At 62.6% G+C, this 11,355-nt stretch carries 7 protein-coding genes; 4 read left to right on the forward strand and 3 right to left on the reverse strand.

The genetic code is table 11. From position 1 onward, the window contains the following. Positions 1-21 precede the first annotated feature (21 nt). A complete protein-coding gene (locus HALAL_RS0103755; RefSeq protein ID WP_025272715.1) occupies positions 22-1,212 on the forward strand; it encodes a DNA polymerase III subunit delta' in 1,191 nt (396 codons plus the stop codon). A 150-nt stretch (positions 1,213-1,362) separates the two neighbouring features. Beyond that, entirely contained in the window at positions 1,363-2,151 is a 789-nt protein-coding gene (locus HALAL_RS0103760; protein WP_025272716.1) for a hypothetical protein, read from the forward strand. Positions 2,152-2,202: 51 nt separating this feature from the next. Here the strand turns inward: HALAL_RS0103760 and eccB are convergent, their stop codons facing one another. Continuing rightward, positions 2,203-3,744, reverse strand: a complete 1,542-nt coding sequence (eccB, locus tag HALAL_RS0103765) for a type VII secretion protein EccB (RefSeq protein WP_025272717.1) — start codon at positions 3,742-3,744, stop codon at positions 2,203-2,205. A gap of 11 nt (positions 3,745-3,755) precedes the next feature. Continuing rightward, positions 3,756-5,162 (reverse strand): type VII secretion integral membrane protein EccD, encoded by a 1,407-nt coding sequence (gene eccD, locus HALAL_RS0103770; protein ID WP_025272718.1) that lies wholly within the window; start codon positions 5,160-5,162, stop codon positions 3,756-3,758. Between the two features lie 556 nt (positions 5,163-5,718). On the opposite strand from eccD, the gene HALAL_RS0103775 reads away from it, so the two are divergent. Further along, a complete protein-coding gene (locus tag HALAL_RS0103775) occupies positions 5,719-9,762 on the forward strand; it encodes a type VII secretion protein EccC (protein WP_025272719.1) in 4,044 nt (1,347 codons plus the stop codon). A gap of 110 nt (positions 9,763-9,872) precedes the next feature. Continuing rightward, positions 9,873-10,427 (forward strand): isochorismatase family protein, encoded by a 555-nt coding sequence (locus HALAL_RS0103780; protein ID WP_025272720.1) that lies wholly within the window; start codon positions 9,873-9,875, stop codon positions 10,425-10,427. Positions 10,428-10,431: 4 nt separating this feature from the next. On the opposite strand, the gene HALAL_RS0103785 is transcribed toward HALAL_RS0103780, so the two are convergent. Further along, the gene (locus HALAL_RS0103785; protein ID WP_025272721.1) at positions 10,432-11,199 is read right to left on the reverse strand and encodes an isoprenyl transferase; all 768 of its coding nucleotides are present in this window, start codon (positions 11,197-11,199) and stop codon (positions 10,432-10,434) included. Between the last annotated feature and the right edge of the window lie 156 nt (positions 11,200-11,355).

Raw genomic sequence — 11,355 nt, forward strand, 5'->3', positions numbered from 1 at the left:
TCTGAAGCGAGGGGCGTACCAATGGCAGCACCCGTATTCGACGAACTCATCGGCCAGGTTGAGCTCGCCGATACTCTCAGCGCTGCCGCCTCCGATTCCGCAGTCGGTTTGACCCACGCCTGGCTCTTCACCGGTCCGCCCGGATCGGGACGGTCGACGGCGGCGTTGGCCTTCGCCGCCGCGCTCGAGTGTCCGCGCGGCGGTTGTGGCGATTGCTCCGTGTGCCATACGGTTTTGGGAGGCACCCATTCCGATGTCACCCGAGTGATACCCGAAGGGCTCTCCATCGGGGTGGACAGTGTCCGCCGTTTGATTCAAGGCGCCTCTCGCACCCCCACGTCGGCACCGTGGCGCGTTCTCATCGTGGAGGACGCCGATCGACTCACCGAAGCGGCCGGGAACGCCCTGCTCAAAGCCATCGAAGAGCCTCCCCGTGCGACGGTGTTCCTGTTGTGCGCGCCCTCGGACAACCCCGCCGAAATCAGCATCACCATCCGTTCCCGTTGCCGCCACAAGGCCCTGCGGCAGCCTCCGGTCGCAGCGGTAAGCCGCCTCCTGATGGAACGTGACGGTGTCTCCGAACGCGAGGCGCGGCTGTACGCCGGTGCCACGTCGGGCCATATCGGCAGGGCACGGCGTTTGGCCACCGATCCCACGGCACAGGCGCGGAGGGACGCGGTATTGGCGATCCCCCGCTCTCTCTCCGGACTGAGTGCCTGTTTCACCGCGGCCGCGGAGTTGGTGGAAACCGCCGAAGCGGAAGCGGCCGACAGCTACGCCGAGCAGTCCGACCAGGAGCGTGCCGATTTGGAAACCGCCCTGGGTAAAGGTGGTACCGGTAAGGGCGCCACCAAGGCCGCCCGTGGTTCGGCGGGGGCGTTGAAGGATCTGGAGAAGAAGCAGAAAACGCGGGATACCCGCGCGCAACGTGATTCTCTGGACCGCGCCCTGGTCGATCTGGCCGATTTCTATCGCGACGCGCTCGTCACGCGTTTGGGAGCTCCGGTCCGACTGGTACACACCGACGTCTCCGACGTCACCCGAGCGGCGGCGACGAAGATGTCGCCCGAGGCCTTGCTACGGCGTATCAACGCCATTATGGACTGCCGCCGTTCCCTGGCCAGGAATGTTCGCCCACGCATTGCCGTCGAGGCGATGATGTGCAAATTGTGGCGTTCGTTACATTACTATTCGGTATGCGGCGCGACATGACGGCGTCGACCGATTCACTTTCCGCCTCTCCGCAGCGACTTCTCTCCGTCCAACGCGCCCTTTCCACCCTTAGTCGCCTATCCGTCTCTTCTCACGGCATTTTCACGTTCCGCCCCACGGAGGCGATGATTCTTCTTTATAGTCCGATTAGTGCGCGTTCCGACTGAATCGCACGAGGAAATCAACAGTCCCATCGGCATCAATCGTGAGGAGCACGTCCATATGCCACTGAGCCATTCCGTCAAACGTACAATTGCCGGTCTCGCCGCGACTCCGCTGGCCGTATTCGCCGCCGCCCCGGCGGCTACCGCCGCCAATCCGTTCCAGACCGAACCGATCGACGACGGCGTCGACATCACCGAATACCTCTGTACTCCTTTGGACTTCGATCTGAGCTCCGACGGAATCCAACTCGTCACCGACGCCGACGTCAGTCTGGAGACCGGCGCACTGTCGGGAAACGTCACGGCAGTGCTGGAGGCCGACACCGGCTCCATCACCACCGACGACGTCAGCGATGTCGGCTCCGGGGACATCACGACCATGCTGGGAGCCCTGAATCTGACGTCGGTTCCCATTCAAAACAAGGACGGCTACGTCACCGTCTACGCCTTCAGCAGTGCCGCCGCCGGAGCGAGCACGACCGACTCTTCTCTGGAGCAGGACGACGTCACCAGCCACCAAGTGGGGGATCCGGTCACGATGAGTCTCGAGGTCACGCACTACGACCTGGCGACCGGAGAGACCGAAGCCGAGGTATACACCTCCGCAGAGGACGTCCAGCTGGAGCTGGAATACGACGTCAGTGACGAGACGGAGGTGAGTGCGACCCTCCAGGCCGAAGCTGAGGTGGAATTCGTCGGCACCTCCGCTAATGTCGACGCGGACGCATCGATCACCGTCGACGAGTTCAGCGCCGAGATCGAAACGGTCCTATAACTCAAGAACGGCAGGCGGGCACGCCGTGTCTCCAGCGTGCCCGCTCGTCCGTTAATCGTCGTTGTCGTCCTGTTGATTGAGCTCGGAGTTGAAGTCGTCGCTGGACAGGGTCGGATTGATCTGCCGCCGTGCTTCCACCGGGTCCAGGTCCGCCCCATTGTTGATGAGGTTCAAATACACGTCCGGCACCTCGGTTACCATGCTCTCGTCGTAACCGAGTCGGGACATGGTTCCGCCCGCGATCCCTTCGCTGTCAACCAGACCGTATTTAACGCCGATCTCGTCGATCAAGAAGGTATTGGATTTCAAGGTCTGTCCGGGAAGCTGAGTCTCCATGGCCAAAACGGCTTTACTACCCTCAATGACCAGGTTGGCCGGTGCTCCGTTGGGAAGCTCGCCATTGAACTCATCGGTGGCCAGATTGTCGGCGGCCTCCCGTAGGGTCTCCGGCGCACGCTCGAACACGCCGATGTTGATCCGCTGCTCTTCCACGTCTTCACCCGGGCTGAAGATACCGCAGACCGCGGGTTGACCGCCGTCCAGTTTGACGGCTTCGCCGAGTTCCTGTGGCATGCCGGCCTTTTCCACTTCACCGTCGGTGCCGAGGTCGGTCAACGTGGCTCGACTGATCTCGCTCGCTTCCCCGAAGGCGTACTCAGAAGCCAGTAGAGCCTGGCTGACCGCGCCGATGGGAGCGAAGGTCGCCCCTCCCGAACCGTCGGGAACCAGTGCATAGTAGTTGTCGTCCGAGGTCACCACACTGCCGAATTTGAGCTCCGCACCGTCGACCTCTACTCCGGAATCCTTACTCAGCGAAGGAACGTCGGGATGTTCCAGGTCGGGGCCCGCTTCCACGGCGTCGATCCAGTGTTCGCGCACCTCCACGATGTTGTCCTCATTGATGTGCAGACCGCCGATCGTCTCCGGATCGACGATTTCATGCCGGAGACCGTTGGCGATGAGGAAAAGCCGCTCCTCCGCGCTGCGGACGACGAGCCAATCCTGACCGTCGATCCAGGTGTCCGGTTCGGGTAGGTCCTTGATCCCCAGTTGGAGCAGGGAGGTGTCGGTGTCCGGCCGCGCCGGCATGTTGCAGAGGTTCCAGTCGGAGTTCTTCAGAATCTGGTCCTCAGTGGGCGGACTGCTGGGCGCGCCCACGATTCCCACTTGCCAACCGCGCGGAATGTGGGAGAAGGATTCCGGCTTCAGCCGTTGCACATTGGGTTGTCCCCCGGTGTCTTCCACCATCAGCAGGGCCGAGGTGTAGTTCTGCACCTCGAACAGGAGGCCGCCCTCTTCCTCGGTGTCCACACTCTCCGGCGGTTTCATGTAGACGTAGACGGTATTGGACTCTTTATCGATGATGATCGAGCCAAGCTGCGGTTCGTCGCGCCCCTTGTCCAACATGGCGACGATGACGAAGATACCGAGGATCACGGCCATGATGGCGACCGAGGCCAGGATCGAAACCCCGATACGCCGCATGGGGCGTTCCAGGGAGTCTGGGCTGCCGAGCAGGAGGGCCAGGTTCATACGGGTCGTGGTGAACTTGTGCGCCTCTACCTGTTCGCGCCGCGAGCGTAGTTGTGCCATGTAATTCTCACCTAACCCTTGATCGCGAGGCCCCACATGTACCAGCCCGCCATCCAGCCGGTGAGCGGGATCAAGGACACGATCATCAGGGCCTCAAAGATATCGAGCATACGGCCATAGGTCGGGGGCAGTTTCTTGCCGGACACGGCCAGTCCGTACCCCATGGTGATGACGGTCAACAGAACCAAGGCACCCAGGACGGCCACCAACTTGATCAGAAGGGACCCGGCCACGAAGATCGCCGCCAGGGTCGCTCCCAGTCCACCGAGACCGGCGGCCATGACCGCGAGTCGGGCCGAATACGTTTCGATCGTCCGCGCCCGGCTCAGGAGAATCAACGAGATCACCGTCGCCAGAATCAAACCGGGGAGCTTCCCGGAGAACGCGAGAGTGAGAGCGGAAACGAATCCCACCACGGCCACAAAGGCGTACATCGCGGCGAGGAAGTTCCCCGCGTACTGGCTGAGTTGGAGGATCTTCTTGCCGTCGACGTTCTCTTCCCCGGCGCTCTTCAGTTCGTCGCTGGTGTTGGGGAGCGTGGGCACGGGAACCTTCGCCATTCCCAGGGCGAATTTGGGTGCGAAGGGAATCAGGCTGAGCGCCAGCGCCGCCGCGATGGAGGCGGCCAGGGCCGCGTCGCCGCCTTCCCCGAAGAGCATCTTGACTCCCACGCTGATGCCGAGCACCAAAGCGGAGAAGATCGTGGTCACGAAGACGGGGGCGGAACTCATGGTTCCGATCGCCACGATGCCGATCACCGAATACAGCACCACGACCGAGGCCACCATGAACAGGTGTGGTTCTCCGAGCTCGAAGAGCGAGTGATCGCCCGCCAGGATGAGGAGCCCACCCACGGCTCCGTAGCAGACACCCGTGATCCCGAAGTACGTCGCCGCTCGTGCCTCACCGACGGCGCGGGAGAGAATGGCCGCCACCCCGATCAGAACGATTCCGGCCCCCAGGGCCGTGGTCGCTCCCGGGAAGTGCGGCGGACCGGCCAGCAGCACCGCGAGCGCCCCCGTGCACAGGGCAATGGTGCCGAGCGCGGTGGCGAATCGTTTGGTGGCCTTGTGGTTCCACTTGTCCGTGCGTGCTTCGGTGGCGGTGGCGATGGCGTCGATGACGTCGTCGAAGACGACTTCGGGCTTCGCCGAGTTGGCCGGGTTGAGATAAAGTATGTCGCCGTCGTGAACGGCGAGTTGAGAACAGGACTGACCCATGTCGATCGGGTCGTCTCCGAGGCGGCTGAGAATCCAGCCTCCGCTGTCCAGTGCCTCGTCGATGTAGTACTCCCCGGCTTGTTGAAGGACGGTGGGGAGCATGTCGGCCATTGGCACGTCCGAAGGCAATGCCAGGTCGATACGACTGCGTGGGCTGATAATGGTGACCCTAGTGAGAGTCGCCGATTGGCTGCTCACCGTTTATGACCTCCGTGTGAATTACGACAGTGCCGGGGAATAGCAACAGAATACGGCCCGGGTGCCAATCACATGTCACTGGATGCGCAAAGGGGTGGGCGACAGGGTATGCCGTCGGTTCCATTGCCATGCGGGTTGACTGTGAGCCGTTGTCTCTCATCATACCGACACGCCGCAAACGGGGAAACGCCCAGGTTCACCGGGGGTTCGGGTGGGCCGAAGCATCGGGTTTCCCGAGGGCGGACCCGCGATCGTCGTGGAGGAAGGGAAGCGATATCCGGTCCTGGACGACACCGGTGTCGGCGTTTGTGGCCCTGGATTATCCTGGAATACATGGAGGCCGAATTAAGAACAGTCCTCGCAATGTCCTGGATACCGGATTCATCGTGGCATGGAAACGGCGACATCGGAACGCGGGACGACCGACTTATCCGGCCTCATGGATACGGTGTACCTGGTGTGGTGCCGTGTTCTCCGCCGTGCGCGGAGGCCCGGCCCGACCGGTCACGATTGATTGAACGACCGTTTGAACTCCCGGCTGCTTCGAGGTTAGAGCGTGACGACCAAGATTTTCCGGCGCCAGAAACGAAAGTACGGCCCGCCCATGCCCCGTGGGGAGATTATTCTCGAATCCCCGCCGGACATGCCGGAGGCCCAACCGAAGAACCTGGCCCAGTACCTGATGGTCATCCCGATGGTAGCGGGAGGCCTGTCGATGATGCTGATGATGTCGCGACGCGGTATGCGCGGTGGCGGCGGTGAAGGCAATGAGCTCATGATGCTGGCCGGTGGTCTCATGGGTGTCTCGATGATGGGCATGATGATCACCAACATCGCCGGTGGCAAGAACAACAAGAAGGCCGAGTTCGACGCCGAACGTCGCGATTTCATGCGCTACCTCAGCCAAGTGCGCCGCCGGGCGCGTAACGGTGCTGAGAAGCAGTGGCGTTCGGCTCGTTGGACCCTGCCCGACCCGAAGGCGCTGTGGTCCTTGGTGGGAACGCGCCGCATGTGGGAGCGCCGTCGTACCGACGACGACGTCTGGATGTCGCGAGTCGGGGTCGGGAAGCACCGCTTGTCGATGAAGATCGTTCCGCCGGAAACGAAACCGGTCGAGGACCTCGAACCGATGTCGTCGATCGCTTTGCGACGCTTTGTGTCCGCTCACTCCAGTGTTCACGACATGCCTCGAGCGCTCAACATCACACACGCGGCCATTCACATGCTTCGTGGCCAGCGCGACGTGGTGGCCGGCAACGTCCGGGCACAACTGTGCCATATGGCGGTTCTGCATTCACCGGACGATCTGTTGATCGCCGTCGTTGCCGCACCCGACCGAATCAGCGACTGGCACTGGCTGAAATGGTTGCCGCACAACCAACATCCGTCGACCGAAGACGGGGCCGGCGAGGTACGACTCATGTTCCATTCCGCCGAGGAACTGGAAAAGTCGCTCCGTGACCAATTGCAGGGCCGAGGAGCCTGGAGCCCTGCCTCCGTGCCTCCCGACGAGCAGCCGATGGTCGTGGTGGTCGTCGACGGCGGGGACGTCACCAGTGACGATCCGATCGGCGCGGGCACCCTCGCGGGCGTCTCCGTCTTCGACTTCAAGGGGGAGCTCCCCCGCAAGGCCGGACCACGCTACAAGCTGATCGAATACGAAGAGGACGTAACGGCCACCCAGAATCACAAGCACCGCAAGCTCGGAGCGCCGGACGTACTGTCCTATGGCGAAGCCGAGGGTATTGCCCGTTCCATGTCGAAGTGGCGCATGACCGTCGGTCCGGCACCCGGTTTGGGCGATCAGTTGGAGAGTGCGGAACTGGCGCAGTCTCCCTTGGCGGAGGGCACGAACTTCGCCGACCTCCTCGGCTTCGACCCCGATGACATGGACCCGAAGGTGCATTGGAAGGACAAGCCGCTCTACGATTTCCTGAAGATTCCCATCGGCCCGGGCGCCGACGGGGCTCCGATCGAACTCGACTTCAAGGAAGCCGCACAGAACGGTATGGGTCCCCACGGACTTCTGATCGGTGCGACCGGTTCGGGTAAGTCCGAGGTGCTGCGCACCCTGGTCGGTGCGCTGGTGGCGACCCACTCCTCAGATGAGCTCAACTTCATTCTGGTGGACTTCAAGGGTGGTGCGACCTTCGCGTCCCTGGACGTCATGCCGCACACCTCCGCCGTCATCACCAACCTGGCCGACGAAGTCTCCCTGGTCGACCGTATGGCCGACGCCATCGAGGGTGAGCTGCTGCGCCGCCAGGAAGTACTGCGCGCGGCCGGTAACTACACCAACCGCACCGAGTACGAAAAGGCGCGTAAAAACGGAGCCGACCTGGAGCCCTTGCCGGCCTTGATGATCGTGGCCGACGAGTTCTCCGAAATGTTGGTGGCCAAACCCGAGTTCATCAACGTGTTCCTGCAGATCGGACGTATCGGGCGTTCCATCGGGGTCTACATGCTCCTCGCCTCGCAGCGTCTGGAAGAGGGAAAGCTCAAGGGTCTCGACACCTTCCTGTCCTATCGCGTCGCGCTGCGTACCTTCTCCGCCTCCGAATCCCGCACGGTCATCGGTACCGGGGACGCCTACGAACTACCGCAGGCACCCGGTCACGGTTACCTACAGATTCCCAGTGAGGGACTGGTCCGCTTCCGCGCCTCCTACGTCGGTGGCGACTACAAGCGAACCTACAAGCGCCACACGTCCAAAGAAGAGCGTGCCGCGGCCGTACAGCACCGCGTCCAGCGCTTCCTGCCCGGACACGTGGAACTTCCGCCCGAACCGGAGCAGGAGAAGAAGCCGGAGGACGACGGCGACGAGGTCGTCAAGATCATGGGCGAGGACGGGCAGCCGTTGTCCGAACTCGAAGTTCTGGTCAATCACGTTCGCGGCCAGGGCAAACCCGCGCACGCGGTATGGCTGCCTCCGTTCGACAAGCCGCCCACAATCGACGAGCTGCTCCCGCCGCTGGAAGCCACTCCCGAGCGTGGCCTGTCGGTGCCGAACTTCCCGCTGAACAACAAGCTGACCGCCATCGTGGGTGAGGAAGACCGTCCACGCGAACAGAAGCGTGTGCCGTTCACCGTGGATCTCTCGGGTGCCGGTGGTTCGCTCGCCCTGGTCGGTGGGGCGCAGTCCGGTAAGTCGACCATGCTGCGCAGCATGGTCTCCTCGCTGTGTCTGACGCACACTCCACGCGAAGTTCAGTTCTACTGCCTGGACTTCGGTGGCGGTACGCTCCGCGGCCTCGCCGACCTCCCGCACGTGGCCGGAGTCTTCGGCCGCCGCGACGAGGAAGGCATCCGGCGTACCTTCCAGGAAGTGGAGATGATCCTCAACGAGCGTGAGGAATACTTCACCAACAACAACATCGACGGTATCGGTACCTTCCGGCGTGGAAAAGCCGAAGGTAAGTTCACCGACGACCCACGCGGCGACATCTTCCTGGTCATCGACAACTGGTTGACCGTCCGCGAGGACTTCGACAACTTCGTCGACACCGTCCGCACCATCGGTAACCGTGGTCTCTCCATGGGAATCCACGTGCTGGTCACCGCCAGCCGTTGGGGCGACATTCGTATGAACATGCGCGACATGTTCGGCACCAAGTTGGAGCTCAAGCTCTCCGACAACATGGAGTCCGAAGTCGACCGCAAACTGCAGCTGAACGTGCCGAAGAACCGCCCGGGACGCGGTCTGACGTTGAACAAGCTGCATTCCATGGCCGCCGCGCCGCGCATCGACGGCATCCGCGACGCCGACGACCTGTCGCCCGGTGTGGAGGACATGGTCAAGCAGGTCAAACAGGCCTGGCAGGCCGAGCCTGCCCCGCCGTTGCGTCTGCTGCCACGCGAAATGCCGCCGCAAGAGCTGCTGCAGGTCGCCGAGAACAGCGCCAAGCCGGGTATTCCCATCGGCATCAACGAAGCAGGGCTCAAGCCGGTGCATTGGGACCCCAGTCAGGACCCGCACCTGCTCATCTTCGGCGAGGCCGAATGTGGGAAGACCAACCTGCTACGCCACATCGGTCGCTACATTCAGGACAACTACGACCCGAAGAAGGCCAAGATCCTGAACATCGACCTGCGGCGCGACATGATCGAACAGATCACCAAGCCGACCTTGTTGGATTACGTCATGAGCACCGACAAGATGAAGAAGGCCGTGGAGGGCATCGCGCCCCTCATCGAGAGCCGACTGCCCGGCGACGACGTCACCCCGCAGCAGCTGCGTGACAAGTCCTGGTGGAAGGGCCCCGAACTGTTCGTCATCGTCGACGACTACGAAACGACCGGTTCCGGACGCACCAACCCCTTGGCCAAGTTCTCGGACTTCATCGGGCAGGGCACCGACATCGGTTTCCACTTCATCATCGCCCGTCGCATGGCCGGTGCCGCGCGCTCCGGTTCCGACCCGGTGCTCGGAAAGATCAAGGACGCCGAGTGTCCCGTCTACGTGATGAGTGGTCGTAAGGAAGAAGGAAACATCGTCAACAAGCTCCGCCCGAAGCCGCAGCCTCCGGGCCGAGGCACCCTCGTCACCCGTAAGGACGGCGAACAGCTGGTGCAGACGCCGATGATGCCGTCGCTCAAGTAACTCGGCGGCGTTTGACGGTCTGAGCAGAGCGAACGGGGGTCCCACCGCTGTCGGTGGGACCCCCGTTCGCGTCGTACGCACGGCATTGCCTCATGCGTTATGCTGAAGACATGAGTAAGGCACTGATTGTCGTAGATGTACAGAACGACTTCTGCGAGGGTGGCTCCATGGGCGTCACCGGCGGGGGTGCCGTCGCGGAGGCCATCACCGACCTGATCCGCAATTCGCCCAAGCGCTGGGACCACATCGTGGCCACGCGCGACTGGCACATCGATCCGGGCGGCCATTTTTCGCCGGAGCCCGACTTCCAGGACTCCTGGCCCCCGCACTGTGTCGTCGGCACCGACGGAGCCGAGTTCCACCCGTCGTTCAACTCCGAGGCGGCCGAAGCGATCTTCGACAAGGGCGCCTACGACGCGGCGTACTCGGGATTCGAAGGCAACCGGGGCGAGGTATCGCTCAACGACTGGCTACGGCAAAACGACGTCGACACCGTCGACATCGTGGGGATCGCGACCGATTACTGTGTGAAGGCCACCGCCGCCGACGCCGCCGACAACGGATTCGACACGACGGTACTGGTCGACTACACGGCCGCCGTCGCCGAGGAATCCAAGACCACCGCCCTGGACGACCTCCGCGAACAAGGCGTCAGCATCGCCTAAACGCTCATTTCCCGTAGCGTCGATTACGGGTGGCGAACGACCGCAGCGCACGCAGAAAGTCAACCCGCCGGAAACCCGGCCAATACGTGTCGGAGAAAAAGAACTCCGAATACGCCGACTGCCACAGCAGGAAACCGCTGATGCGCTGTTCCCCGCTGGTACGAATGATGAGATCGGGGTCCGGCTGCCCATTGGTGTACAGGTGCGAGGCGATGGCCTCGACATTGATGTCGGCGGCGACGTCCCGCAGAGAACGGCCCTTGGCGTCCTCACCTTCCAGATACGAACGCACCGCGTCGGCGATCTCCTGCTTACCGCCGTAACAGACCGCCAAATTCACCCGTACCCCGCTCTTGTGCGCGGTACGGTTCTCCGCCTGCTTCAAAGTCTTGGCGTGCTCGGTGTTGAGCAGATCCAGAGCGCCAACGACCTGCAGTTTCCACGGCCGCTGGGGTTCGGCCAGCTCGTCCGCCAACTCGGCGATGATATCGAGCAACGGCTCGACCTCGTCCTTCGGTCGAGACAGATTCTCCGTCGACAGCAGATAGATGGTGACATGGCGAATGCCCACTTCATCACACCAGGCCAGCATGCGGTTCACGTGCTTGGCCCCGGCACGGTGCCCGTCCGCCGGGTCTTTGTACCCCATATCGCGCGCCCAGCGACGGTTACCGTCGATCATGACGCCGACGTGCTGCGGCAAAGTACGACCCGCGAGCTCCTTGGTGAGCCGGCGTTCGTAGATTCTGTAGAGAAGTTGAGAGAACACCACACCCCCATTGTATTTTGGTTGGTGGGTGGGTGACCGCTCAGGCCCCTGCACACCACGCCGCCTTTGGTTGGTGGGTGACCGCTCAGCCTGTCCCAGGCACTCCATATTTGCGCTGCGGGGGATTCTCACGACCTGAAGGTCGCTACGATTCCTCCT

It is taken from the genome of Haloglycomyces albus DSM 45210 (assembly GCF_000527155.1).
Taxonomy (GTDB): Bacteria; Actinomycetota; Actinomycetes; order Mycobacteriales; family Micromonosporaceae; genus Haloglycomyces; species Haloglycomyces albus.

Excerpts from the sequence above, each read along its gene's own strand:
- HALAL_RS0103780 (WP_025272720.1), top strand. The coding sequence starts at position 9,873 with ATGAGTAAGGCACTGATTGTCGTAGATGTACAGAACGACTTCTGCGAG.
- eccB (WP_025272717.1), bottom strand. The coding sequence starts at position 3,744 with ATGGCACAACTACGCTCGCGGCGCGAACAGGTAGAGGCGCACAAGTTC.
- HALAL_RS0103755 (WP_025272715.1), top strand. The coding sequence starts at position 22 with ATGGCAGCACCCGTATTCGACGAACTCATCGGCCAGGTTGAGCTCGCC.